Below are 23,846 nucleotides of genomic sequence, written 5' to 3' on the forward strand. Positions count from 1 at the left end.
GATGGAACTGCTCTCCGCACTCGAACGGGATTTGCAACAGCTGGATGCGCGCAGCCTGCGCCGCCGCCGGCGCATCGCCGACACGCCGTGTGCGCCGCAGGTGACGGTGGACGGACGTGACATGCTCGCCTTCTGCAGCAACGATTACCTTGGCCTCGCGGCGCATCCGCTGCTGGCCGATGCGCTGCTGGAAGGCGCTGCGCGCTATGGCGTCGGCAGCGGCGCATCGCACCTGATCAGCGGCCATTCGCGTGCGCATGCGCTGCTGGAGGAACGGCTCGCGGAATTCATGTCGCCGCAGCTGGAATCAGCACGTGCGCTGTACTTCTGCACCGGTTACATGGCCAACCTCGCGATCATCAGCACGCTGGCCGGACGTGATGCAGATGTGTTCTCGGAAGCGCTCAACCATGCGTCGCTGATCGACGGCACGCGGCTGTCGCGCGCCAATGTGCAGGTGTACCCGCATGGCGATACCGACGCGCTGGAACGCCTGCTGCAGGCCAGCACCGCGAAGACCAAGCTGGTGGTGACGGATAGCGTGTTCAGCATGGATGGCGACCTCGCACCTTTGCCGGCGCTGCTCGCGCTGTGCGAACGCTACGGCGCCTGGCTGGTCGTCGACGATGCGCACGGCTTCGGTGTGCTCGGCAAGCAGGGGCGCGGCGCGCTGGAACATTTCAACCTGCGCTCACCCTACCTCGTGTACATGGGCACGCTCGGCAAGGCTGCGGGTGTCGGCGGCGCATTCGTTGCCGCGCACGAGACCGTCATCGAATGGCTGGTGCAGCGTGCGCGGCCTTACATTTACACGACGGCCGCAGCACCCGCGCTCGCACATGCGCTGCTGGCCAGTATTGACCTGATCGACGGCGAGGAAGGCGCGGCGCGCCGCGCGCACCTGCAGGGGCTGGTTGCGCAGTTGCGTGACACGCTGCGGTTAAAGCGCTGGCAGCTCTTCACTTCGGAGACAGCCATCCAGCCGGTGATCATCGGCCCTAATGACGAAGCGATGCGTGCTGCCGCTGCCTTGTACGACCAGGGATTCTGGGTGCCGGCAATCCGCCCGCCGACCGTGCCGGCCGATACCGCGCGCTTGCGCATTACATTGTCGGCCGCACACACGACGCAAGACGTCGCGCGCTTGGTCGAGGCGGTCAATGCACTGGAACAAAGGTGATGCCATGACGACGAAACCTGCTTATTTCGTGACCGGGACCGATACCGAGATCGGCAAGACGCTGGTTGCCGGCACCTTGCTCTACGCCTTGGCGCAGCAGGGCTTGCATGCGGCCGGGATGAAGCCGGTTGCCGCCGGTGCAGAATTGCGTGACGGAGCCTGGCATAACGAGGATGTCGACTTCCTCGCGGCTTCTGCTACCGCGTCTCTGCCGACGGCATTGACCACGCCGTACCTGTTTGAAGAGCCGACCGCACCGCACATTGCGGCAGCGAATGAAGGCATCAGCATTGAGCCGGCGCGCATTCTTGATTGTTACGCGCAGGTGTATGCCGCGGCGGATGCCGTTGTGGTCGAGGGTGTCGGCGGCTTTCGCGTGCCGTTGTCTGCCGGTTACGATACCGCCGACCTTGCAAAAGACCTGGGCCTGCCGGTCATCCTTGTGGTCGGTCTGCGGCTCGGCTGCCTCAATCATGCCTTGCTGACCGCCGAGGCGATTGCTGCACGCGGCCTGACACTGGCCGGCTGGGTCGCCAATGTGGTGGACCTCGGCATGGATTACGTCATGGCCAATGTTGATGCACTGACGCAGCGCTTGCTGGCACCGATGCTGGGCTGCGTACCGCGCCTGCCCGCACCATTGCCGTCGGCTGCCGCCAGCCATCTGGATTTTTCGAGCTTGCCGGGCTGGCCAACGTCGCGCCCGCAGCGCCCCTAACCGTATTGATTTAATTGATGTAAAGGAAGTCCTCAACATGTCGTCGCAACCGATTACGTTCCACCAGGTTCTCACCCCCGCAGAAAAGCGCGCGATCGCTGCCCAACGTTGGCCGGTTGAGAAGGTGGAAGAGCTGTTCAACCTGCCGTTCAATGAATTGCTGTTCCGTGCGCAGCAAGTGCACCGCGAGAATTTCGACCCGCAGGAAGTCGAACTCGCCACGCTGATGTCGATCAAGACCGGCGGCTGCCCGGAAGATTGCGGTTACTGCCCGCAAGCGCAGCGCTACGACACCGGCGTGCAGGCACAAAAGATCCTCGAACTGGAAACGGTGCTGGCCGCCGCACGGCAGGCCAAGGAACATGGCGCGACCCGCTTCTGCATGGGTGCCGCATGGCGCGGCCCGAAGGATCGTGACCTGGATCATGTCGAGGCGATGGTGCGCGGCGTGAAGGAACTCGGGATGGAAGCCTGCGTCACGCTCGGCATGCTGGAAGACGGCCAAGCCGAGCGCCTGAAGGCTGCCGGCCTCGACTATTACAACCACAACCTCGACACCGCGCCGGAGTTCTACAACGACATCATCAGCACGCGTCACTACGAGGATCGTCTCAATACGCTGGACCGCGTGCGCAACGCCGGCATCAAAGTGTGCTGCGGCGGCATCGTCGGCATGGGCGAATCGCGCCGCCAACGTGCCGGCCTCGTGGCGCAGGTCGCCAACCTCGACCCGTATCCGGAATCGGTGCCGATCAACAACCTCGTGCAGGTGGAAGGCACGCCGCTACATGGTACCGATCCGATCGACCCGCTGGAATTCGTGCGCACCATCGCGGTAGCGCGCATCACGATGCCGAAGGCGCGCGTGCGGCTGTCCGCTGGCCGTCGCGAAATGGGCGAGGCGATCCAGGCGCTGTGCTTCCAGGCCGGCGCGAACTCGATCTTCTACGGCGAGAAATTGCTCACCACCGGCAACCCGGATGCGGATGCGGATCGCGCACTGCTGGAGAAGCTCGGCATGCGTGCGAAGCACACCACGCATGAGGCAAAGTTCAGCTGAAGAAGCATGAAACTGAAATTCCTCCCATGGCGACGCCGGGGAGGAGAAGCAGCAAGGATGAAGCAAGCGTTATAACAATACTTAACCGCTGGCACTGGTTTTAAAAGAACCGGAAACCGGCCTTGAAGGAGCAAGCGTGTTTACCAAGATCCTGATTGCAAACCGCGGCGAGATCGCCTGCCGTGTCGCCGCCACCGCCCACCGCCTCGGCATCAAGACCGTTGCGGTGTACTCGGAAGCCGATGCCAATGCCAAGCACGTCGCCGTGTGCGATGAAGCCGTGCTGATCGGCCCGGCGCCGGCCAAGGAAAGCTACCTGCGCGCGGACAAGATCATCGAAGTGGCACTCGCCACCGGCGCACAGGCAATCCATCCTGGTTACGGCTTCCTGTCGGAGAACGAGGATTTCGCTGAAGCGTGCGCCAAGGCAGGAATTGCCTTCATCGGCCCGCCGGCGTCCGCGATCCGCGCAATGGGTTCCAAGTCCGCAGCCAAGGCACTGATGGAAAAGGCCAATGTGCCGCTGGTGCCCGGTTACCACGGTGACACGCAAGATCCCGACTTCCTGCAGGAGCAGGCCGACAAGATCGGTTACCCGGTACTGTTGAAAGCCAGCGCAGGCGGCGGCGGCAAGGGTATGCGTATCGTCGAGAAAAGCGCCGACTTCAAGGCTGCACTCGCCTCCTGCAAGCGCGAAGCGATCAACAGCTTCGGCGACGACAAGGTGCTGGTCGAGAAATACCTGACGCGCCCGCGCCACATCGAGATCCAGGTGTTCGCCGATACGAAGGGTGACTGCGTGTACCTGTTCGAGCGCGACTGCTCGGTACAGCGCCGCCACCAGAAGGTGCTGGAAGAAGCGCCGGCACCCGGCATGACGCAGGAGCGGCGTCGCGCGATGGGCGAGGCCGCAGTTGCCGCAGCCAAGGCCGTCGGCTATGTCGGCGCCGGCACGGTGGAATTTATCGCCAACCAGGACGGCTCGTTCTACTTCATGGAGATGAACACCCGCCTGCAGGTGGAGCATCCGGTCACGGAAATGATCACCGGCACAGACCTGGTCGAATGGCAATTGCGCGTCGCGTACGGCGAGCCGCTGCCGAAGAAGCAGGACGAACTGACGATCAAGGGCCATGCGCTGGAGGCGCGCATCTATGCGGAGAACCCGGAGAAGGGCTTCCTGCCGTCGATCGGCACGCTGCGCCATCTGCACACACCGTCGGCTGTGGCATTCGAACTCGGCAGCGGTGCAGTCGGCTCGCCGGCCGCGATCCGCATCGATTCCGGCGTGCGCCAGGGCGACGCGATTTCGCCGTTCTACGACCCGATGATCGCGAAACTGATCGTCTGGGGCAATGACCGTGAAGAAGCGCTGGGCATCATGGCGCAGGCGCTGTCCGAATACCAAATCGTCGGCCTGGCGACCAACGTCGCTTTCCTCAAGCGCCTGGTCGAGAGCAAGCCATTCTCCGGCGCCGATCTCGACACCGGCCTGATCGAGCGTAATCACGATGCGTTGTTCCCACCGGCTCCCGCTGTCTCGCTGCCTGTGCTGTCGCTGGCTGCGGCCTCGCTGCTGACATCGGAGCAGAACGCCGGTGCTGCCGCCAACGATCCGTGGGCCGATCCGTGGAAATGCGCGAGCGGCTGGCGCATGAACGGCACGCTGTTGCGCCAGCTGGATTTGTCCGATGAGTCGGGCGCATATCCGGTGTCGGTCGGCTATCGCGAGCAAGGCTGGACGGTGCAGCAGGGCGGCGCATCGGCCGCAATGACGCTGGTGGAGCGCAATGGGCAGCAGCTGGTGATCAAGCTCGATGGCGCAGCGGTGCGCGGCACCGTGGTACGCGACGGCGAGATGTTCCATGTGTTTACCGGCGGCGTGCACTTCGCGCTCAACTACAACGACCCGCTTGCCCATGCCGGCGAAACCGAAGCCGAAGGTGGCCGTCTGACCGCACCGATGCCCGGCAAGATCGTTGCGCTCTTGGTCGAAAAGGGCAAGACAGTCGAGAAGGGCGCGCCGCTCTTGATCATGGAAGCGATGAAGATGGAACACACCATCGCCGCACCCGCCGACGGCACGGTGGAAGACCTGCTGTACGCAGTGGGAGACCAGGTAACCGAAGGCGCGCAGCTGCTGGCGTTCAAGGCAGCCTGAGCCGTACTGGAAAGCCGCCGGATGCGCATCCTGTTCTATTCGCAAACCGACGATCCGGCGAAGTGGCTGCCTGCGCTTGCGGCCGCATTGCCGGAAGCCGATTTGCGCGCATGGCAAGAGGGTGACGACGATCCGGCGGATTATGCGCTGGTCTGGAAGCCGCCCGCCGCGATGCTGCAAGGCCGCACCGACCTGAAAGGCATCTTCAACCTGGGTGCAGGAGTGGATGCGATTCTGCAGATGGAAGATACGTTGCCGGCCGGTGTGCCCGTCATCCGGCTCGACGATGCGGGCATGGCGGTACAGATGGCCGAGTACGTCACACATGCGGTGCTGCGCTACTACCGGCGTTTTGACGAGCTTGATGGTCGCGCGCGAGCTGGTGAATGGCGCAGGGACGTACGCCCGTTTCAGAAAAGCGACTTCCCTGTCGGCATTCTCGGGCTCGGCGTTCTTGGAGCAAAGGTTGCGCAGGCGTTGCTGCCATTTGACTTTCCGCTGCGTGCGTGGAGCCGGAGCAGGAAGGAGGTGCCAGGCGTGGACTGTTATGCGGGCGATGCCGAGCTGGATGCCTTCCTGCGCAGCACGCGCGTGCTGGTATGCATGTTGCCGTTGACGTCCTCCACCGTCGGCATACTGAACCGTGCGAACCTGCAAAAACTGAGGGCCGGCGCCTATCTCGTCAATGTCGCGCGCGGTGCGCATCTGGTCGAGGAAGACCTGCTGACGCTGATCGATGAAGGCCATGTCGCCGGCGCGACGCTGGACGTGTTCCGGACCGAGCCGCTACCGAAGGATCATCCGTTTTGGACGGAGCCGCGTATTACGATCACGCCCCATGTCGCAGCCTTCACTCTGCTCGACGAAAGCGTGCATCAGATCGCCACCAAAATACGCGCGCTGCAGCGCGGTGAGCCCGTCGCGGGCATCGTAGATCGCATGAAAGGATATTGAAATGACACTGCCGAACAAAGTCAAAATCGTCGAAGTCGGCCCGCGTGACGGCCTGCAGAACGAAAAGGAAACCATCCCCGCCGAGGTGAAGATCGAGCTGGTCAACCGGCTGACCGATGCCGGCTTTTCCAATATCGAAGCGGCTTCCTTCGTGTCGCCGAAGTGGGTGCCGCAGATGGCGACCTCCACCGAGGTGATGGAAAAGATCCGGCGCAAACCCGGCGTCATCTATTCCGCATTGACGCCGAACATGAAGGGCTTCGAGGCGGCGGTCGCGGCCAAGGCTGACGAAGTCGTCATCTTCGGCGCCGCATCGGAAGCGTTTTCGCAAAAGAACATCAACTGCTCGATTGCAGAATCGATTGAACGTTTCCGCGATGTTGCGCAAGCCGCGAAGCAGCACAACATCCGCCTGCGCGGCAGCATCAGCTGCGCTTTCGGCTGTCCCTACCAGGGCGAGGTGCCGCTGGACAGCGTGGCCGATGTGGTGCGGCGTATGCGCGGCCTTGGCTGCGACGAGATCGACATCGCCGACACCATCGGCGTCGGCACACCGAAGAAGGTGCAGGCCGTCATGCAGCGCGCGGCGCAGGAGTTCCCGATCGAGCGTTTATCCGGCCACTTCCACGACACCTACGGCCAGGCGCTGGCAAACATCTACGCCAGCATGGAAGTCGGCATCGCGATTTTCCATTCCTCCGTGGCCGGCCTGGGTGGCTGTCCGTACGCAAAGGACGCGACCGGCAATGTGTCGACCGAAGACGTCTTGTACATGATGAACGGGCTTGGTGTGGAAACCGGCATCAATCTCGATGCCGTGGTGGATGCAGGCCAGTTCATTTCGCAACACCTCGGCCGCAAGGCGGTCAGCCGCGCCGGTAATGCGATTGCGGCAAAGCGCGCCGGATAAGAAACTGAGCGAACTGAGTGAATGAAGCGGGGCATGCGTGGCTACGATCAAGTTGCCGACGCTACTGAAGCAGGTACGGGACTGCCGCCTGTGCGAAAGCCACCTGCCGCATGGACCGCGGCCGGTGGTACAGGCAGGGCCAGGCGCCCGCCTGTTGATCGTCGGACAGGCGCCGGGACGGCGCGTCCATGACACCGGCATTCCGTGGAACGACCCGTCCGGCGACCGTTTGCGCAGCTGGCTGGAAATACCGCGCGAGGTGTTTTACGACGAAAACCGCATTGCGATCGTGCCGACCGCCTTCTGCTATCCCGGCAAGGGGAAAAGCGGCGACCTGCGGCCGCGTGCCGAATGCGCACCGGCATGGCATGCGCCGCTGCTGGCGGCAATGCCCGATATACGGCTTACGCTGCTGATCGGCCGTTATGCGCAGGAATTCTATTTGCGCGAGAATTGCAAGGCGACGCTGACTGCCACCGTTGCCGCCTATGAGGAATACCTGCCGGCGTATTTCCCGCTGCCGCATCCGAGCCCGCGCAACCAGTTTTGGTGGAAAGCCAATCCCTGGTTCGAGCAGGATGTGCTGCCGGAACTGCGCCGCCGCGTAGTCTCGATATTGACCTGATATCCAATTAGAACAGCAAACATGCAACACCAGACCCAGGAAAAACTCTCCGGCAGCGCACGGCGCGTCGCCGACCTGCTCGCCACCCTCGGCCACGACAAGCCTGTCGTGATGCTGCCGGAGACCGGCAAGACCTCGGCCGAAGCCGCCGCCGGGCTCGGCTGCACCGTCGCGGAGATCGCCAAATCCATCGTGTTCCGCCGGCTATCCGACGACGCGGCGGTGATGGTGGTTGCCAGCGGCATCAACCGCGTTGACGAGCACAAGGTGGCCGCACTCGTCGGCCCGCTCGGCCGCGCCGATGCCAAGTTCGTCAAGACGAAGATCGGCTATGCGATCGGCGGCGTCTGCCCGGTCGGCCATGTGGAAAAGACCGTGATGCTGATCGACGAAGACCTGATGAAGCTCGACAGCGTGTGGGCCGCCGCCGGGCATCCGCATGCGGTGTTCAACCTGACGCCGCAGCAGCTGGTGGCGATGACCGGCGCGCCAGTGGTCGATGTCGCGCTGCGTGCCGAATAAACACTTCACAGGAAAATCCGCATGATCCAATCCGCCAAACGCAGAAACGTGATCCTTGCCGGTGGCCTCGCCACTGCAACTGCCGCAGCCGGCCTGCTCTGGATACGTGCAGGCAACGGCGGAGTGCCGCTGACGGTCGACGCGGCGTTGCAGAAGATCGATGTGCTGGCCGATTCCGTCGCCAAAGGCAGGCTTGTGAGCAGCGGCACATGGAATCCGCACCAGATTTTCACCCATTGCGCGCAGAGCATCGAATATTCGATGTCCGGCTATCCCGCGGCGAAGCCGAAGCTGTTCCAGGACACCGTCGGCGCTACGGCCTTCTCCGTTTTTGCAGCAAAGGGAAAAATGACACATGGCCTGGCAGAGCAGATCGATGGCGCGCCGGCACTGGAAGCAAAGCCGGATGCCGGCACAGCGCTCGTACGGCTGCAGCAGGCCTTCCAGGCGTTCCGCGACCATGGCGGTCAGTTCGCGCCGCATTTCGCCTATGGGCCGCTCAGCAAGCAGCAGTATGAAATGGCGCATGTGATGCACTTCTTTAACCATCTCGACGAAATCAGCGCATAGCAATGAGCCCCGACTTCAAGCCCGGCATCACCTACGAGTGGACCTATGTCGTTCCCGAGCGCTCGACCGTACCGCGGCTCTACCACGACACGCATTTTTGCCTCGACATGCCGGACGTGCTCGCGACCGGTTACATGGTCGGGCTGATGGAGCTGGCCTGCACCAACGGCATCATGCCCTACGTGGACTGGCCGCAAGAGCAGAGCGTCGGCGTGCATGTTAACTTCTCGCACCTGGCGGCAACGCTGCCCGGCATGACCTTGCAAATCCGCGGCGAAGTGGTCGAAGTGGAAGGGCGCCGCGTGAAGTTCCGCGTCGAGGCATGGGATGGCATCGACAAGATCACCGAGGGTACGCACGAGCGCATGATCATCATCCCGGAAAAATTCAATGCCCGCCTCGCCGAGAAGAAGGCGAAGCTGGCGGCATGAGCGCGATGATCGACTTCGATCCGGACAATGATACCGGCAATGCGCCGTCGCCCTGCATCAGCATCTGCCGGATGGATCCACAGAGCGGCCTGTGCGAAGGCTGCCAACGTACCATCGAGGAGATCGTGCAGTGGAGCGCCGCGACGGAAGGCTACAAGCGCAAGGTGTGGTTAGAAATCAGACGGCGGCGGGACGCGTTGTTTTAGGAAGCGGTTTTGCCCGCGCCGTTGCCGGTTGAGCATTAACCGCAAGAGCCCCTCCCCGTTTCAGGAGTAGGAACAAGAAAGGAGGCAGTTGAACCATTGCACTTGGCAGCGCGACCACACCACCCCCATCCTCCCCCTTTCAGGGAGGAACGAGCAAACGGAGCTACGCTATGAAAAAGCTGGACTGGTACTTCGATTTCATCTCGCCCTTCTCCTACCTGCAGAGCGAGCTGCTGCACACGCTGCCTGCCGATGTGCACATCAACTTCCGGCCGGTCCTGTTTGCCGGCCTGCTCAAGCACTGGGGCAACGTCGGCCCTGCCGAAATTGTGCCGAAGCGCACCTGGACCTTCGAGCATTGCGCGTGGCTCGCGCACAAGCACGACATTCCGCTCAGGCTGCCCGCGCACCATCCGTTCAACCCGCTGCCGCTGCTGCGGCTGTGCATCGCGCTCGGTTCGACGGAGGCGATCGTGCATCGGCTGTTCCGCTTTGTCTGGTGCGAGGGGCATTTGCCGACCGATACGACAGCATGGGAAGACCTGATGGAGGAATTGCAGGTGACGCCGGCGATGCTGGAGGCGCCCGAGGTGAAACAACAACTGCGCGACAATGGCGAAAATGCAATTGCAGCAAAGGCGTTTGGTGTGCCGACGGCAGTCGTGGATAATCGCTGCTTCTGGGGCATGGATTCCACCGAGATGCTGCTTGCTTACCTGCGCGGCGATCCTTTCTTTGGCTCCGGGCTGTTCAAGAGCGCGCAGGAACTACCGCAAGGCATACAACGTAACAGATAGACAATGCAGCTTAATTTCTACAAGCCCGAGAAGACCGTCACCGGACCCGCATACAGCCCCTTGTTCAAAGTGTTTGCGACGGTGGTGACGGCAGTGCTCGCAGCATACGCACTCCATATCACCTTGCGCTTTCCGCTGCTGCAGTACGGCTTCGGTGTGAAGATGCTACTGTTGGGGGCAGGGCTGATGCTGGCAATCAGCTATTACTGGTTCCTGCGTTCGACGGTTACCGTGGACGAAAACGGCATCACGCAAACCTGGTTGTACAACCGCAAGGTCGAATGGCGCGACATCCGCAGTGCGAAGATGCTCGGCATTCCCTACCTGAGCGCGATCTTTCCGCCGCGGCTCATTGTCCGTACCGGGAACAGCTTCACGACCTTCAACGGCGGCTCGCAAGCGCTGCTGATCGAATTCGCCAAAATCTCCCTGGCGTACCAGATGAAAAAATGAAACTGCCTGCATCCATGCACGTATTCCAGCGCGGCTGGCTGTCATCGAACAACATCCTGTTCGTCGGCAGCAGTGAAGCGACGCTGGTCGACAGCGGCTACGTCACGCATGCGCCACAGACGGTGGCGCTGGTCGGGCACGCGCTGCAAGGCAGGAAGCTCGATACGCTGCTCAACACGCACCTGCATTCCGACCACTGCGGCGGCAACGCGACGCTGCAACGCACCTACGGCTGCCGCACGCTGATCCCGGCGAGTGAAGCGGACAAGGTGCGGGCATGGGACGTCGATGCGCTGACCTACAAGGCCACCGGCCAGCAGTGCGAGCGCTTCGGCTTTGACGGCACGATCTCTCCCGGCGATGTCTTCACGCTCGGCGACATGACATGGCAGGCGCTGGCGGCGCCCGGCCACGACCCGCATTCGCTGGTCTTCTTCTGTCCGGATGAGCGCATCCTGATTTCGGCCGACGCGCTGTGGGAAAACGGTTTCGGCGTCGTGTTCCCGGAACTGGAAGGCGAGTCCGGCTTTGCCGAGGTCAAGGCCACGCTGGAGCTGATTGAATCACTCGATGCCAAACTGGTGATACCGGGTCATGGCGCGGCGTTTACGGAAGTTGACAAGGCGCTCGAGACGGCGTACTCGCGCATCGATTACTTCATGGCCGACCCGGTGCGCAATGCGCAGAATGCAATCAAGGTGCTGCTCAAGTTCCTGCTGCTGGAGAAGCAAAGCATTCCGCTGCCGCAGGTCGAGACGCTGTTGACCGGGATGTTCCTGTTCCATGAGTCCAACCGGCGCTACCTCCAGAAACCTGCTCCGGAGCTCGCGCAATGGGCAGTGGCGCAACTGGTGCGCGCCGGTGCGGCCGAGGTGCAGGGCGGACAGCTCGTCAACAAGGAATGAGGCTGTGGTCTTGCGTCCCGAAACCTAAGGCGGCGCAATCTGATGGTTGAATCGATTGATGCATCAATAACAGGGAGAACAAGAATGAAATCGAAGTTTGCACTCGCTCTGGTGGCGGTCATGGTGTTCCTGACCGGCTGCGCAACGTCACGCACTGTTACGGTCGGTCAATTGGCGCCGCAGAAGAAGATCACCACTGCTGCACTCGTGCCCCAGGAGGGCAATTCAGCGGAAATGGATGCGCATGTGCGGCAACAGATCATGGCCTACGGAATTACGCCGAAAGCATCGCTACCATCCGGTACACGCCAGTCAAATGACGTGGATGTCATCGTTGGCTATTCCGATGTATGGCGGTGGGATGTTGTCATGTACTTGAAGACGCTCACCATTAATCTCTTCGACGGCCCATCCGGCAATCTTCTCGTGACCGGCCGTTGGGATAATTCCGCATTCCACGGATTCCAGAATCCGCAGGACGTAACGAAAGAGCTTCTGGACGATATGTTCGCGAAGCTGCAGCAGTCGAAGTAAGTTGTCGGCCTCTGCAGGAAAGTAGGTGCAAACTTGCCTGTAGAGTCTGTATGGCCGCCGTCCGTTTTACTTCAGCTCGTACTTCGCCTCGGTGAACGGACGCAGCGGCGCAGGTCGTCGAACTGCGGCGCGCGACCCAGATCGCGACCGGCGGCTTCTCGGCGATTTCGCGCGCCATCTGCATCGCGGCTTCCACCATTGCCTCCTGCGTCTCGAATACCTCGTTGAGCAGACCGACCGCGAGCGCTCGCCACATCGTGTTCAGCGTGGCGGGGCGGTTGAGGACGAGGTGGGCAATTTTGTCGGTGATGCCGAAGGTGATGCATTCGTAGCTGATGTTGTTCGCCCGTGAATGGTGGTTATTGGCTTTCTTTGTTTGTAGTACCCACGCGTAGCGACTGCAGGATGGCTTCCACGGCAGCATTGAACAGTTCGTCGGCGCGTTCGGTTTTCAGGTAATAGCCTTTGAGTTCCAGGCTGACTGCACCGTGCATCGCCGCCCACAGCAGGCGCGCAGCGGCGGTTGGATTGGACGGCGGCAGCGTGCCGTTCTTCATGCAGGCATCGAAGGCGTCGATCAGCGCCGCCAGCGATTCCCACGCCTGCTTGCGCGATTCGACCGGCGGCACGAAGCCGGCGATGGCGTCGCCAAACATCACCATGTAGTAGCTTGGATTGCGCCGCGCGTAGTCGTGATAGATGCGTGCATGGAGCCGCAACGCTGCGAGTCCGTCGTCATTGCTCTTGGACTCGGGCACATGCGTGGCGGCCGTGAGAAATTCCTGCTTGAGGCGCGCAAAACCTTCCAGATACAGCTCGTTTGCCAGCCCGTCTTTGCCGCCAAACAACGAGTACAGCAGCGTGGTGGAGCAGTTCACCGCATCGGCGACACGCCGCACCGTCAGCGCCGTCGGACCTTCTTCCGTCAGCAGGCGGGTCGCGGCATCGAGCATGCCTTGGCGCAGTGTGATGCGCAGGTCTTCCTGCGCCTGGCGGAAGTCAATCGGGGCGCGTTCCGCAGTCTTTTTCTTCGCAGTCATCGTAAAAATCGTGATTGACAAAAACATTGTTTTTTCTGATAACATCATAAACAGTATTCAGAAAAACGCAATCGGATCACCGAAAAACCGATAAAGCTTGAGAACAATGCATTGGGCGCGGCCTACGCATCGCGCGCTGATGTTTAACTTGAGGAGTCCTTATGAGCACCAGTCGTCTGCCGGCCGCCCTGCAAAACCTGTCCCTGCCCGTGATCGGGTCGCCGCTGTTCATCGCCAGCGGCCCCGCGCTGGTCAAGGCCCAGTGCAAGGCGGGCGTCGTCGGTTCCTTCCCCGCCCTGAACGCGCGTCCTGCAGAATTGCTCGACACCTGGCTGACCGATATCCAGAAAGAGCTCGCCGAGTTCCGTGAAGCCAATCCGGGCGCGAAAATCGGCCCGATCGCGGTCAACCAGATCGTGCATCAGTCCAATGACCGCCTCGCGCATGACGTCGAAGTGTGCGTGAAGCACCAGGTCCCGATCATCATTTCCAGCCTGCGCGCGCCGCCGAAGGAAATGCTGGATGCGATCCACAGCTACGGCGGCATCGTGCTGCACGACGTGATCTCGATCCGCCATGCGCAGAAGGCGCTGGAAGCGGGTGTCGACGGCCTGATCCTCGTGGCGGCCGGTGCGGGCGGCCATGCCGGCACGCTGTCGCCGTTCGCGCTGGTTGGTGAAGTGCGCAAGTTCTTCGACGGCCCGATTGCGCTGTCCGGTTCGATCGCCACCGGCGATGCGATCCTCGCCGCACAGGCGATGGGCGCCGACTTCGCATACATCGGTTCGCGCTGGTTGGCGACCATGGAATCGAATGTGGACGAGGCCTACCGCCAGGCGATAATCGAATCGACCGCAGCCGATATCGTCTATACCAACCTGTTTACCGGCGTGCACGGCAACTACCTGCGCAAGTCGATCGTTGCTGCCGGTCTGGACCCGGACAACCTGCCGACCGCGGACAAGTCGAAGATGAATTTCGGCTCCGGCGGTGGCAGCAAGGCCAAGGCATGGCGCGACATCTGGGGTGCCGGCCAGGGTGTGGGCCTGATGGACCAGGTGCTGACCGTCGCGGAAGTGGTCGAGAAGCTGAAGGCGGAGTACATGGCGGCTCGCAAGCGCCTGGCGCTGTAATCCTTGTCGTTTAACTGGTTGTGGCCCCGGCGCGCATTCCGCCATGCGGGGCCACAAAAAAGAGCCTGACATTTGTCAGGCTCTTTTTTTTTGTGCGATGCGGCCAGGTTCAGCCGCGTCGTTGATTACTGCCCAAGGACCCTGTGCGTGACAAAGCTGCGGTCGTAAATATCCTTCGCGGTCAGCCAGACGCCGCCATAAGTTGTATTTATCGGCGCGGAACCCAAGCCAATCAACTTGCTGGTGTCGGTGCGCTTCAGGTCGGACTCTTCCATCAGGCCATTGCCATACAGGCTGATGAAATCGATCCAGCCAATGCTAGGCGCCGTCCACGACACGGAAACTGTCTTGTTGGCTTGCAGCTGCGACGCACTCATCAAGTCAACGCCGTCAATGGTCAACGACGTTATCGCTGGGAACATCGCGGCGGTCAGTGCACTGCGGCCGACGGGCCTCTTGGGAACGGTAAATTTGTAGCCGTCACCGTTCAGTGCTGTGTCTCCCGAGTACAACTTGACGATGTAAACTCCATTATCAACTGTGTTGGCGAGCGCCACACAGTTTCCGGTGGTAGCCGTACATGCCGGAATCACATTGCCTCCATCGGCAAGCACTAGATAGGGCGTAGTCATGCTAGCCGCGTAGCTGATACCTCCTGTCGGCAGGCCCGGTCCGGTCACGGTTGCTGCAGTAATCTTTGCGGTCGGATGATTGACGTCATAGTCAGAAGGATAGATGGTCAGCTGCAAACCACTGGAGAACGTCGCGGTGCCATTTGGATGGAACGTATGTTGCGCCAGCGGATTCAATCCGATGTCCGCAATTCGGCCGTCGCCCGTCACCTTCCACGGGCTGTTCGCATCCGCGCGGGCGATGCGGAACTGGGTTTTGTAAGTGCCGCCGTCCTTGATCGTCTCCACTACTTTGACCGTCGCGACATTCAAATCCGAGGCGTCGAAGATGATATCGCTGTTGCTGAACTTGATCCCGATGATGGAGTCGTCGGTCGTCACGTCGCTGGCGAACTGTTCGAATGAGCTGCCGCTCATGCTGAATGCAGACGAGGTATCAAAGATACCGCTGTTCTCCAGTTGCGTAATGGTGGGCAGGCCGGTAGCGAACAAGGCCTCAAACTTGCGCAACAGGTCGTCAACTTTCTGCAGGTCGGTCTTGGCTGTTGCCAGTGCCGCCTTTTCAGCGTCGCTCAACGTCACCGGTGTCGCATCGTCGGTCTTGGAATTCAGGTTGTCCTGGCCGATCACTGCGTTCGTCAATGCATTGGTCAGCGTGGCGATGTTGGTAGCCGGATCGATCGTCACCTTGACCAGGTCAAGTGCAGCATCCAGTCCGGTGTGATCCGCGGCGAAGGATGCTTTCATCAAGTCGAGCGAAGCATCCAGACCCAACGCCGTGAGTGTTGGTGCCAGCTTTTGCTGCAGGTTGGTTTTGGCTTCGGTTAGCGCAGCAGTGCTGAGCGTGCTGGCGAACTGGCCATTGTTGTAATAATTCTCGGCAATCTCGGCCGCAATATTGGAAACGATCAGGCTGGTAAAGGGCGTGACGTTGATCGTGCTGTTCAGGTCGGCATTGGTAGCCGCGGAGTAGTAGGTGACCGAGTTGCTGCCGACAGTGCCTACTGCTTTCAACATGAAGGGGCCGGTCATGCCGGACACATCAATGCTATAGGTGCCATCGGCCCTGATGATTGCAGATTTTTCTGCACCGAGGCTGTCTTTGACGAAGACCGAGCCGATGATGGGCGCACCACCGGCGGCCGTACCGCTGAGCGTCGAGCCGGATGCAGCTTGCGATGGTGCGGACGGCGTGCCACCGTCATTGGAACTGCTACCGCCGCCGCATGCGGCAAGCACGGCAGCTGCACACGCAGCCAATAGGAACGACTTCGATTTCATTTTCTCTCCCTGTGAATTGTGTAAAAACGGATGGTGGCGCTGCATACTGCTCGAGCTCACGTTGACTATGCTGGTCGGATTACCACTCCTTTATCCCCCGGCTTTTGCTCATGACAAGTTTGTAATTTCGGAGTAAAGCAGTCGTGCCAACGAGAAAGTGTGAGCTTAATCGTCCCGTTGATATATCGCAATAATTGATTTAAATCAAGATAACGCGAAGCGCACCCAAGAATTTGTAACCGGCCTGAATTGCAAGTCAGGCAATGGCCAAATTCAACTGTGAAATGGAGTGCTAACCTGATGCTCAAGCGCTGCCGGTTCTTGCAGAAGAGTGCTGGGAAGGAATCTCCTAAACATTTGCGAAATGATGTTTAGCTAGAGTTCGTGAAGTGTTTCGAAGATGATCTTCGCTTTGCGAGAATCTGCAAACTGTGATCCAAGAGAGAACGGGCCGGGGATAGCATTCTTGCCATCCCCGGCCCGTTCTGTATGTTGAATCCGCTTGGGTGCTCAGCCTTCAGTCTTGATCGCGCGGATCTCCCGCAGGTTGCGCCAGTAGCCGTAAGCATCCATCCCGTAGCCGACGACAAACTTGTTCGGCAGCGTCAGGCCGATGTAGTCGGCGGTGACGGGCTTCGCTTTTCCGATCGCCTTGTCTGCAAATACCGCCAGCACCACTTCGGCGGCGCCCATCTCCAGCAGGCGCTCCTTCACATGCGCGAGCGTCTCGCCTTCATCCAGGATGTCGTCCAGCACGAGCACCGTGCGGCCTTCCACATTGGAGCGCGGGATTACCTTCCACTCGATCTTGCCGCCCTGGTCCTTGCTGCCATAGCGGGTGACATGCATGTAGTCGAATTCCAGCGGAAAGTTCAGGCGGGTCAGCAGCTGGCCGCAGAAGACGACAGCGCCGCCCATCACGCCAAGTACCAGCGGAAACGCTTCATCGGCGTTGTTGTCGAAACGCTCATTGAGCTGTTGTGCGACTTTGTCGACTGCCTGCTGCACGGCGGCGGCGTCAAAAATCAGTTCGGAGTCGGCGAGCAGCTTGCGGGCTTCGTCGCGCTTGGCTTCGGCATCAATGGCGTATGACATGGTTCTGGAGTCTCACTGCGAAAAATCGAAAAAGAGGCGCGGCCGGGATGCGCCGCAGACCGAATGCTACAGCAGCGACGCGCTTGGCAACAGGGACAGCTAGTGATCAGCGGAAATAATTTTGCCGGAGCGGCAGGTTGTCGCTGTTTTCGGCTGGACCGGCAACCGTGCAGTTCGGCACGGACCAGAGGCGACGCCATCCAAACGCCGTCTCGTGTGGAGTGAGATCGTGCGGCGAGGTTCCGTCTGTCCACCGGGAAAGCCGATCTGGAAACCACCGGGAATCTTTCCGCTGTGCGGGGTTCGAATGTTTACTGCAACTTAATGGGAGACAGCGATGAAAACCACCCTGAAAGTTCACCAGGTAAAGACCAAGCGGCCGGTCAAGGATGGCGCAACGCCGCGCATGCCGCACGAGCGCGACGAGTCGGATGACAGCCAGGAAAGCGTGGTGCGCGACGATATGCGCCAGGCGTACAAGGACCTGCAGGACGGTCAGGTAGATACCGACCTGCGCGAAATCGGTGGCGTGGATGAAGTGGTCAACGACCGGCCGGGCAAGTCGCCGGACAAGGTCGTGAAAAAGTCGTTCTGACCGGAGAATCAACCGTTCTCTCAAGCGAACGTGCGTGGGAGCAGGAGGATGCTCCCTGCACGTTTTCTGTCTTGCTGGCTACTCGTACTTGCGTGCGTCCTCGATCACCTTGCCGTCATTCGGCAGTGAGCCGCGCGCAACCAGCTTTACCTCCCCGCGCAGTTTCGTCACGTCACGGATGGTGTCGACAATCGCATCTGCCGATAATGCCGTCGGATTGTCCACCTCGCAGTGCAGCGTCATCGTATCGTTTGCCATTTCGCCGGTGACCACCAGCCGCGCCTTCAAGATTTCCGGATAGCGGCGCACGACTTCGGCCACTTGCGACGGGTGCACGAACATCGCGCGCACCTTGGTGGTCTGGTCGGCACGGCCCATCCAGCCCTTGATGCGCGTATTGGTGCGGCCGCAGGGCGAGGTACCGCTCATCACGGCGGACATGTCGCCGGTACCGAAGCGAATCAGCGGGTAATCCGGATTGAATGAAGTCAGCACCACTTCACCCACCTCACCGTCCGCGACAGGATCGCCGGTTCCGGGGCGCACGATTTCGAGGATCAGGTCCTCGTCCAGGATCATGCCCGGATTGACCTGTCCGTCGGTCTCCGTCTCGTAGGCGATGTTGCCGACGTCGGCCGAGCCGTACATCTGCAGCACATGCGGCACGCCATTGTCCTGCAGCCACTTGCGCAGCGACGGCGGCAATGCTTCCGCGCCGACCAGCGCACGCTGCACGCTGCTGATGTCGGTGCCCATTTCACGTGCTTTTTCAATGATGATCTTCAGGAACGACGGGGTGCCGACGTAGGCGTCCGGCTTGAGTTCCGCCATTGCCTGCACCTGCATTTCGGTCTGGCCGATACCGGCCGGGATCACGGCGCAGCCGAGGCGCGCCGCGCCGCCTTCGGCCATGAAGGCTGCCGGCGTGAAGTGGTAGGAAAAGCAGTTCTGCACGATGTGGCCGGCACGCAGGCCGAGCGCAAACATCGGACGGCCGAAACGCCACCAGTCCTGCGCCTGGCCTTCCGGATCAAAGATCGGGCCGGGCGACATGAACAGGTGCCGCAGGCGGCGCGCCGGGGTCGTGGTCAGGCCACCGAACGGCGCATCGGCATGCTGCAGTTCCTTCAGGTCCGATTTGCGCGTGACGGGCAGTTGCGCCAGCGCTGCGCGTGAAGTGATATCGCCCGCCTTCACGCCGCTGAGGATGCGTGCCCAGCCGGGCGCGGTCTGTGCCTGGGCCACCAGATGCGGCAGACGCGCCATCAGGTCGCGTTCGCGCTGTTGCGGATCACGGGATTCCAGGGAGTCGAGAAAGTCGGTCATGGCGGGCCTGCCTCGTTTGTTGTTCATTAAGTGTGCGTCAAGTGCGCGTTATGAGCGCATCAAGTACGCATAAGTTGCGCAAAGTGCCGGGTAAAGCGCACCCTGCGCAACGAAATTTTTTTCGGGGGAGTCGTTCTGAAACCGGATTGGGCGCAGATGCGCCCGCGGAATGTGCTTAAGCCAGCCAGCGCTTTCGGCGTCGGTAGAACTTCATGTCGCGGAAGCTCTTGCGGCCTGCGCCGGAGACGCCGAGATAGAACTCCTTCACGTCTTCGTTGCTGGCGAGATCTTTCGCATCGCCTTCCATCACCACGCGGCCGTTTTCCAGGATGTAGCCGAAGTCGGCGTAGCGCAGCGCCACCATGGTGTTTTGTTCCGCCACCAGGAAGGACACGTTTTCCTTGCTGTTCAGGTCTTTCACGATCTCGAAAATTTCCTCGACGATCTGTGGCGCCAGGCCCATCGACGGCTCGTCGAGCAGGATCATCGACGGTTTGGCCATCAGCGAGCGGCCGATGGCGCACATCTGCTGTTCGCCGCCGGAGGTGTAACCGGCCTGCGACATGCGGCGTTGCTTCAGGCGCGGGAAGTAGTGGTACACCTTCTCCAGTGCGTCTTTCAGTTCTGCGCGGGACAGGCTGCGCGTATAGGCGCCGGTCAGCAGGTTCTCTTCCACTGTCAGGTGGCCGAAGCAGTGACGGCCTTCCATCACCTGCGACAGGCCGCGCTTGACCAGTTCGTTTGGCGTCAGTTGGTCCACGCGCTCGCCCTTGAATTCGACGCTGCCCTTGGTGACGTCGCCGCGTTCGCCGCGCAACAGTGTGGACACCGCCTTCATCGTGGTCGATTTGCCGGCGCCGTTTGCGCCAAGCAGCGCAACGATCTTGCCTTGCGGGACTTGCAACGAAACGCCTTTCAACACCAGGATCACGTGGTCGTAAATGACCTCGATGTTGTTGACGGACAGGTAAGGGGGAAGCCCGGTCAGGGGCTGGCCATTGGCGGCCGGCGTTGCGGCAGTTTGCGATGTCATGATGTCTCTTGCTGAAACTGGTTCACTCGGTTCGTCGGGCACCTCACGCAAAGGCGTGCCATCCGGCAGGCCCTCGCGTGGCTCCACTCCCGCGCCGCAGGAGTGGACTTTGCCTCACATTACAGGCACTTCGGCGTGATGCCTTTCTCAGCCGCGTACTTGGCGGACGATTCATCCACCAGCTTGCGGGTCAGCTTCTTGTCGCCGGTTACCCAGTTCGGGGTAATTGCGACCCACTTCGTGCCGTTCCATTGCTGGACCTTCACTGCACCGGAACCTTCATGGTCTTCACAGGAGGTCTTCACCGGCGGGAACATGCCGGCTGCGCCCAGTGCTTTCTGGCGTGCATCGTCGACATTCAGGTTCTCGAAGCCCCAGCGCACCTGCTCGCCGGTCATGACCTTGCCCTTGCCGAACTTCTCCTGCGCCTTGCGGATCGCTTCGGTCCACAGGATCGCGGCGGTCACGCCACGCATGTGGTACACGGAACCGACGCGGTTCTTGTCGTCGAGGTTGCCCTTGCCGGCGTCATAGACCTTCTTGCGAATCTCGTCGAGTACCGGATAGTTGCCCGGGGTGTTGAAGGTCATCGTGGTGTAACCCTTGGCGGCATCGCCTGCCGGGATCACGTCCTCTTCCGAACCTGCCCACCACACGCCGAGGATCTTCTCGCGCGGGAAGCCGTTACGCTGTGCGGTCTTGATCGCCACGGCATTCATCACGCCCCAGCCCCACAGGATCACATAGTCCGGCTTGGCTTGGCGGATCTGCAGCCATTGCGACTGCTGCTCGTTGCCCGGATGCGCGACCGGGATCTTGACCAGTTCAAAGCCGTACTGCTGCGCCTGTGCCTCCAGAACCGGGAACGGCTCCTTGCCGAACGCGGAGTCGTGATACAGGTGCACGATCTTCTTGCCTTTCAGCTTGTCGACGCCGCCGACTTTGCTGCCGAGGTAGGCAACCATCGCCGCAGCCTGGTTCCAGTAGCTGGTGATCAGCGGGAAAACATACGGGAAGACCTGGCCGTTGGCGGCGTCAGAGCGGCCATAGCCGAGCGTCGTCATCGGGATCTTGTCCTGCGCCACACGGTCCAGAATGCCGTAGGCGATACCGGTCGACAGCGGCTCGACCAGCGAGGCGCCACCGTACTTGGACTTCAAACGCTCATAGCATTCGACGCCGCGCGAAGCGTTGTATTCGGTTTCGCACTCTTCCCACTTGATCTTCACGCCATTGATGCCGCCGTTGGCATTGACCAGGTTGAAGTAGTCGATCGTGCCGCCGTAGAAGCCGGAGCCGCCGGCAGCATAGGGGCCGACGCGGTACGACGGGATCGGAATGTACTGTTCCTGCGCTACCGCCACGCTGACGGCGCCAGCCAGGGCCGTGCCCAACAGGACTGATTTAATCAATTTCATGGTGCTCCTCCTTGTTATGAGACTGCAAAAACAACCACTTCAATCAGGTCAGTTTCCCGGCGCATGCTGTCATGCCTGCGCCGCCAACTACGTTAATGCGGGAAAGGCCACAACCGCAATTTTTCCTTCGCGATCTGCCACAGGCGCGCAAGGCCGTGCGGCTCGACGATCAGGAAGAAGATGATCAGTGCACCGAACACCATCAGCTCCAGGTTCGATGCGACCGATGTCGGCAGGGACAAACCGTGCGCGACAATATTCAGCAGGATCGGCAGCAGGATGATGAAGGCCGAGCCGAAGAACGCGCCGATGATCGAGCCCACGCCGCCGATGATGATCATGAACAGGATGCGGAAGGACAGGTCCAGGCTGTACGCTTCCGGCTCGACGGTGCCGAGGTAGGCATACGCGTACAGCGCACCGGCGATACCGCAGTAGAACGAGCTTACCGCAAACGCGAGCAGCTTGGTACGCATCAGGCGAAAACCAATCACCTCGGCCGCCACGTCCATGTCGCGTACCGCCATCCACGAGCGGCCGACATTGCTGCGTACCATGTTCTTCACCATCAGTGCCATCACGCACACGATGGACAAGGTCAGCAGGTACTTGCTGGCCGGGGTGTCGAACGTGTAGCCGAGGATCGTCATCTGCTGGGCGGTGATCACGCCGGACGAGCTGTAGTTGGTGAACCAGCCGATCTTGGTCAGGCACCAGACGACGAAGAACTGCGTTGCCAGTGTCGCTGCTGCCAGATAGAAACCGCGAATGCGCAGCGATGGCAGGCCGAACGCGACGCCGACCAGTGCCGCGCACACGCCGCCGAGAATGAACGCCACCAGGATCGGAATGCCCGGAATGCGCAGGATGAAGTTGTACGATGCAAACGCACCGACGGCCATGAAGGCTGCGGTACCGAGCGACAGCTGGCCGGCATAGCCGGTCAGGATGTTGAGTCCCAGAGCTGCCAGCGAAAAGATCAGGAAGGGAATCAGGATCGCCGAGAAGATATACGGCGATGCGATGAACGGCACCACCAGGAAGGCGAACGCCAGCAAGGCGTAGATGCCGATGCGGTCCTGCCGGATCGGAAAGATCTGGGCGTCGGCCTGGTAGGTGGGTTTGAATTGACCTGCTTCGCGGTAGAACATGTTTTTTCCTTCTTTCCGGTTCGTCCTCTCCCGCCGAAGCGGGAAGGGCAAGGAATGTATAACTGTCTTTCGTCGTTATCCGTACGGTGCTGCCAGATGCGCCAGGCGCGTCATATGCGTCTGATGATCTTCTCGCCGAACAAGCCTTCCGGGCGAACCAGCAGGAACAGCAGCGCCAACACGTATGGGAACCAGCCTTCGATACCGCCTCCGACCATCGGGCCGATATACACTTCCGCCAGCTTTTCCGACGCGCCGATGATCAGGCCGCCGAGGATCGCACCCGGCACCGAGGTAAAGCCGCCGAGGATCAGCACCGGCAGCGCCTTCAGCGCGACGAAGGTCAGCGCGAACTGCACGCCGTTACGCGCACCCCACAGCAAACCGGCCACCAGCGCAACGAAACCGGCCACTGCCCAGACGATGCCCCAGATCTGCTGCAGCGGAATGCCTACGGCCAGCGCGGCCTGATGGTCATCCGCCACTGCGCGCAGCGCACGGCCGATCTTGGTCTTGGAGAAGAACAGCGCCAGCGAGGTCACCAGTGCCGCGCAGATGGCGGCTGCGATCACGTCGAACTGCGAGATCGAAATGTTGTAGTTGTCCAGCAGGTACATGATCGGCACGTCTTCAATGCCGATGTCGAGGCGGCGTACATTGTTGCCCCAGATGAGCTGCGCCAGGCCTTCGATGAAGAAGGTCAGGCCGATGGTCGCCATGAACAGCGTGATCTCATGCTGTGCCACCAGCGGGCGAAGCACCACACGTTCGGTGGCCAGGCCCAGCAGCACCATTGCCGCCATCGTCAGCGGGATCGCAATCCACAGCGATACGCCGAACTTGTCGATCAAGCCGGCGCAGGTGAGCGCCGCGAAGAACACCATGGCGCCCTGCGCGAAGTTGAACACGCCGGAAGCCTTGTAGATCAGCACGAAACCGAGCGCCACCAGCGCATACATCACGCCAGCGAGCAGGCCGCCGATCAACACTTCGAAGAAGAAACTGAATTCCATGATTGATTTGCCCTCTATCGGTTCCCTCCCCCTTGCAGGGGGAGGGGTAGGGTGGGGGTAGAGTGGTTGGGCGCGCGAGTTCATGGCGCGACCTCACAACCCC

Annotated in this window: 25 protein-coding genes; 17 read left to right on the forward strand and 8 right to left on the reverse strand. The window is 61.0% G+C overall.

Annotated features, from left to right (window positions below; all coding sequences use genetic code 11):
* Window position 1 precedes the first annotated feature (1 nt).
* The 15 genes from bioF (at window position 2) to ACYVIA_RS10890 (ending at window position 12,026) form a co-directional block, all read left to right on the forward strand.
* Window positions 2–1,180, forward strand: coding sequence for an 8-amino-7-oxononanoate synthase (gene bioF / locus ACYVIA_RS10820; protein ID WP_460840649.1), 1,179 nt, complete (start codon window positions 2–4; stop codon window positions 1,178–1,180).
* Between the two features lie 4 nt (window positions 1,181–1,184).
* The gene (gene bioD, locus ACYVIA_RS10825) at window positions 1,185–1,898 is read left to right on the forward strand and encodes a dethiobiotin synthase (protein ID WP_460840650.1); all 714 of its coding nucleotides are present in this window, start codon (window positions 1,185–1,187) and stop codon (window positions 1,896–1,898) included.
* A gap of 37 nt (window positions 1,899–1,935) precedes the next feature.
* Entirely contained in the window at window positions 1,936–2,958 is a 1,023-nt protein-coding gene (bioB, locus tag ACYVIA_RS10830; RefSeq protein WP_460840651.1) for a biotin synthase BioB, read from the forward strand.
* A gap of 136 nt (window positions 2,959–3,094) precedes the next feature.
* The gene (locus ACYVIA_RS10835; RefSeq protein ID WP_460840653.1) at window positions 3,095–5,119 is read left to right on the forward strand and encodes an acetyl/propionyl/methylcrotonyl-CoA carboxylase subunit alpha; all 2,025 of its coding nucleotides are present in this window, start codon (window positions 3,095–3,097) and stop codon (window positions 5,117–5,119) included.
* Between the two features lie 21 nt (window positions 5,120–5,140).
* Window positions 5,141–6,073, forward strand: coding sequence for a 2-hydroxyacid dehydrogenase (locus ACYVIA_RS10840; RefSeq protein ID WP_460840654.1), 933 nt, complete (start codon window positions 5,141–5,143; stop codon window positions 6,071–6,073).
* A gap of 1 nt (window position 6,074) precedes the next feature.
* Window positions 6,075–6,983, forward strand: a complete 909-nt coding sequence (locus ACYVIA_RS10845) for a hydroxymethylglutaryl-CoA lyase (RefSeq protein ID WP_460840656.1) — start codon at window positions 6,075–6,077, stop codon at window positions 6,981–6,983.
* Window positions 6,984–7,020: 37 nt separating this feature from the next.
* On the forward strand, window positions 7,021–7,608 hold the full coding sequence (locus ACYVIA_RS10850) for a uracil-DNA glycosylase family protein (RefSeq protein WP_460840658.1): 588 nt from the start codon (window positions 7,021–7,023) through the stop codon (window positions 7,606–7,608).
* Window positions 7,609–7,629: 21 nt separating this feature from the next.
* A complete protein-coding gene (locus ACYVIA_RS10855) occupies window positions 7,630–8,130 on the forward strand; it encodes a YbaK/EbsC family protein (protein ID WP_460840659.1) in 501 nt (166 codons plus the stop codon).
* 21 nt (window positions 8,131–8,151) lie between these two features.
* Complete coding sequence (locus ACYVIA_RS10860) at window positions 8,152–8,700, forward strand: DUF1569 domain-containing protein (RefSeq protein WP_460840661.1); 549 nt, start codon at window positions 8,152–8,154, stop codon at window positions 8,698–8,700.
* Window positions 8,701–8,702: 2 nt separating this feature from the next.
* Window positions 8,703–9,131, forward strand: a complete 429-nt coding sequence (locus tag ACYVIA_RS10865; protein ID WP_460840664.1) for a thioesterase family protein — start codon at window positions 8,703–8,705, stop codon at window positions 9,129–9,131.
* Window positions 9,128–9,337 carry a DUF1289 domain-containing protein gene (locus ACYVIA_RS10870; protein WP_460840666.1) on the forward strand — a complete coding sequence of 70 codons (210 nt, stop codon included), beginning with the start codon at window positions 9,128–9,130 and terminating at the stop codon, window positions 9,335–9,337. The genes ACYVIA_RS10865 and ACYVIA_RS10870 overlap by 4 nt, the downstream gene beginning before the upstream one ends.
* 170 nt (window positions 9,338–9,507) lie before the next feature.
* On the forward strand, window positions 9,508–10,134 hold the full coding sequence (locus ACYVIA_RS10875) for a DsbA family protein (RefSeq protein WP_460840669.1): 627 nt from the start codon (window positions 9,508–9,510) through the stop codon (window positions 10,132–10,134).
* A 3-nt stretch (window positions 10,135–10,137) separates the two neighbouring features.
* Window positions 10,138–10,587, forward strand: coding sequence for a hypothetical protein (locus tag ACYVIA_RS10880; RefSeq protein ID WP_460840670.1), 450 nt, complete (start codon window positions 10,138–10,140; stop codon window positions 10,585–10,587).
* Window positions 10,584–11,492: an MBL fold metallo-hydrolase gene (locus ACYVIA_RS10885; RefSeq protein ID WP_460840672.1), complete on the forward strand. Its 909-nt coding sequence runs from the start codon at window positions 10,584–10,586 to the stop codon at window positions 11,490–11,492. Before ACYVIA_RS10880 ends, ACYVIA_RS10885 begins: the two co-directional genes overlap by 4 nt.
* An 84-nt stretch (window positions 11,493–11,576) precedes the next feature.
* Window positions 11,577–12,026: a hypothetical protein gene (locus tag ACYVIA_RS10890; protein ID WP_460840673.1), complete on the forward strand. Its 450-nt coding sequence runs from the start codon at window positions 11,577–11,579 to the stop codon at window positions 12,024–12,026.
* 359 nt (window positions 12,027–12,385) lie between these two features.
* Here the strand turns inward: ACYVIA_RS10890 and ACYVIA_RS10895 are convergent, their stop codons facing one another.
* Window positions 12,386–13,066: a TetR/AcrR family transcriptional regulator gene (locus ACYVIA_RS10895; RefSeq protein ID WP_460840675.1), complete on the reverse strand. Its 681-nt coding sequence runs from the start codon at window positions 13,064–13,066 to the stop codon at window positions 12,386–12,388.
* Between the two features lie 161 nt (window positions 13,067–13,227).
* Between ACYVIA_RS10895 and ACYVIA_RS10900 the strand changes: the two genes are divergently transcribed.
* Window positions 13,228–14,199 carry an NAD(P)H-dependent flavin oxidoreductase gene (locus ACYVIA_RS10900; protein ID WP_460840676.1) on the forward strand — a complete coding sequence of 324 codons (972 nt, stop codon included), beginning with the start codon at window positions 13,228–13,230 and terminating at the stop codon, window positions 14,197–14,199.
* 125 nt (window positions 14,200–14,324) lie between these two features.
* Here ACYVIA_RS10900 and ACYVIA_RS10905 read toward each other — a convergent pair whose 3' ends face one another.
* Both ACYVIA_RS10905 and ACYVIA_RS10910 read right to left on the reverse strand, forming a co-directional pair.
* Window positions 14,325–16,112, reverse strand: coding sequence for a hypothetical protein (locus tag ACYVIA_RS10905; protein WP_460840677.1), 1,788 nt, complete (start codon window positions 16,110–16,112; stop codon window positions 14,325–14,327).
* Between the two features lie 510 nt (window positions 16,113–16,622).
* On the reverse strand, window positions 16,623–17,207 hold the full coding sequence (locus ACYVIA_RS10910) for a hypoxanthine-guanine phosphoribosyltransferase (RefSeq protein ID WP_460840679.1): 585 nt from the start codon (window positions 17,205–17,207) through the stop codon (window positions 16,623–16,625).
* 337 nt (window positions 17,208–17,544) lie between these two features.
* Here ACYVIA_RS10910 and ACYVIA_RS10915 point away from each other — a divergent pair, with 337 nt between their 5' ends.
* A complete protein-coding gene (locus ACYVIA_RS10915) occupies window positions 17,545–17,802 on the forward strand; it encodes a hypothetical protein (RefSeq protein ID WP_460840681.1) in 258 nt (85 codons plus the stop codon).
* Between the two features lie 78 nt (window positions 17,803–17,880).
* On the opposite strand, the gene ACYVIA_RS10920 is transcribed toward ACYVIA_RS10915, so the two are convergent.
* From ACYVIA_RS10920 to ACYVIA_RS10940, 5 genes are all read right to left on the reverse strand, one after another.
* The gene (locus ACYVIA_RS10920; protein ID WP_460841076.1) at window positions 17,881–19,128 is read right to left on the reverse strand and encodes a phenylacetate--CoA ligase family protein; all 1,248 of its coding nucleotides are present in this window, start codon (window positions 19,126–19,128) and stop codon (window positions 17,881–17,883) included.
* A gap of 175 nt (window positions 19,129–19,303) precedes the next feature.
* Window positions 19,304–20,161 (reverse strand): ABC transporter ATP-binding protein, encoded by an 858-nt coding sequence (locus tag ACYVIA_RS10925; RefSeq protein WP_460840683.1) that lies wholly within the window; start codon window positions 20,159–20,161, stop codon window positions 19,304–19,306.
* Window positions 20,162–20,280: 119 nt separating this feature from the next.
* Window positions 20,281–21,579, reverse strand: a complete 1,299-nt coding sequence (locus tag ACYVIA_RS10930) for an ABC transporter substrate-binding protein (RefSeq protein ID WP_460840685.1) — start codon at window positions 21,577–21,579, stop codon at window positions 20,281–20,283.
* A 92-nt stretch (window positions 21,580–21,671) separates the two neighbouring features.
* Window positions 21,672–22,730, reverse strand: a complete 1,059-nt coding sequence (locus ACYVIA_RS10935; RefSeq protein ID WP_460840686.1) for a branched-chain amino acid ABC transporter permease — start codon at window positions 22,728–22,730, stop codon at window positions 21,672–21,674.
* 110 nt (window positions 22,731–22,840) lie between these two features.
* Window positions 22,841–23,743, reverse strand: coding sequence for a branched-chain amino acid ABC transporter permease (locus ACYVIA_RS10940; protein WP_460840688.1), 903 nt, complete (start codon window positions 23,741–23,743; stop codon window positions 22,841–22,843).
* Window positions 23,744–23,846 lie beyond the last annotated feature (103 nt).

It is taken from the genome of Noviherbaspirillum agri (assembly GCF_054780595.1).

What these genes read in the sequence shown, in the direction of transcription:
- bioB (WP_460840651.1), top strand. Translation starts at nt 1,936, where the DNA reads ATGTCGTCGCAACCGATTACGTTCCACCAGGTTCTCACCCCCGCAGAA.
- ACYVIA_RS10915 (WP_460840681.1), top strand. Translation starts at nt 17,545, where the DNA reads ATGAAAACCACCCTGAAAGTTCACCAGGTAAAGACCAAGCGGCCGGTC.
- ACYVIA_RS10865 (WP_460840664.1), top strand. Translation starts at nt 8,703, where the DNA reads ATGAGCCCCGACTTCAAGCCCGGCATCACCTACGAGTGGACCTATGTC.
- ACYVIA_RS10910 (WP_460840679.1), bottom strand. Translation starts at nt 17,207, where the DNA reads ATGTCATACGCCATTGATGCCGAAGCCAAGCGCGACGAAGCCCGCAAG.
- ACYVIA_RS10890 (WP_460840673.1), top strand. Translation starts at nt 11,577, where the DNA reads ATGAAATCGAAGTTTGCACTCGCTCTGGTGGCGGTCATGGTGTTCCTG.
- ACYVIA_RS10860 (WP_460840661.1), top strand. Translation starts at nt 8,152, where the DNA reads ATGATCCAATCCGCCAAACGCAGAAACGTGATCCTTGCCGGTGGCCTC.
- bioD (WP_460840650.1), top strand. Translation starts at nt 1,185, where the DNA reads ATGACGACGAAACCTGCTTATTTCGTGACCGGGACCGATACCGAGATC.
- ACYVIA_RS10905 (WP_460840677.1), bottom strand. Translation starts at nt 16,112, where the DNA reads ATGAAATCGAAGTCGTTCCTATTGGCTGCGTGTGCAGCTGCCGTGCTT.
- ACYVIA_RS10940 (WP_460840688.1), bottom strand. Translation starts at nt 23,743, where the DNA reads ATGGAATTCAGTTTCTTCTTCGAAGTGTTGATCGGCGGCCTGCTCGCT.
- ACYVIA_RS10870 (WP_460840666.1), top strand. Translation starts at nt 9,128, where the DNA reads ATGAGCGCGATGATCGACTTCGATCCGGACAATGATACCGGCAATGCG.
- bioF (WP_460840649.1), top strand. Translation starts at nt 2, where the DNA reads ATGGAACTGCTCTCCGCACTCGAACGGGATTTGCAACAGCTGGATGCG.
- ACYVIA_RS10855 (WP_460840659.1), top strand. Translation starts at nt 7,630, where the DNA reads ATGCAACACCAGACCCAGGAAAAACTCTCCGGCAGCGCACGGCGCGTC.
- ACYVIA_RS10885 (WP_460840672.1), top strand. Translation starts at nt 10,584, where the DNA reads ATGAAACTGCCTGCATCCATGCACGTATTCCAGCGCGGCTGGCTGTCA.
- ACYVIA_RS10895 (WP_460840675.1), bottom strand. Translation starts at nt 13,066, where the DNA reads ATGACTGCGAAGAAAAAGACTGCGGAACGCGCCCCGATTGACTTCCGC.
- ACYVIA_RS10875 (WP_460840669.1), top strand. Translation starts at nt 9,508, where the DNA reads ATGAAAAAGCTGGACTGGTACTTCGATTTCATCTCGCCCTTCTCCTAC.
- ACYVIA_RS10880 (WP_460840670.1), top strand. Translation starts at nt 10,138, where the DNA reads ATGCAGCTTAATTTCTACAAGCCCGAGAAGACCGTCACCGGACCCGCA.
- ACYVIA_RS10920 (WP_460841076.1), bottom strand. Translation starts at nt 19,128, where the DNA reads ATGACCGACTTTCTCGACTCCCTGGAATCCCGTGATCCGCAACAGCGC.
- ACYVIA_RS10900 (WP_460840676.1), top strand. Translation starts at nt 13,228, where the DNA reads ATGAGCACCAGTCGTCTGCCGGCCGCCCTGCAAAACCTGTCCCTGCCC.
- ACYVIA_RS10840 (WP_460840654.1), top strand. Translation starts at nt 5,141, where the DNA reads ATGCGCATCCTGTTCTATTCGCAAACCGACGATCCGGCGAAGTGGCTG.
- ACYVIA_RS10935 (WP_460840686.1), bottom strand. Translation starts at nt 22,730, where the DNA reads ATGTTCTACCGCGAAGCAGGTCAATTCAAACCCACCTACCAGGCCGAC.
- ACYVIA_RS10925 (WP_460840683.1), bottom strand. Translation starts at nt 20,161, where the DNA reads ATGACATCGCAAACTGCCGCAACGCCGGCCGCCAATGGCCAGCCCCTG.
- ACYVIA_RS10845 (WP_460840656.1), top strand. Translation starts at nt 6,075, where the DNA reads ATGACACTGCCGAACAAAGTCAAAATCGTCGAAGTCGGCCCGCGTGAC.
- ACYVIA_RS10930 (WP_460840685.1), bottom strand. Translation starts at nt 21,579, where the DNA reads ATGAAATTGATTAAATCAGTCCTGTTGGGCACGGCCCTGGCTGGCGCC.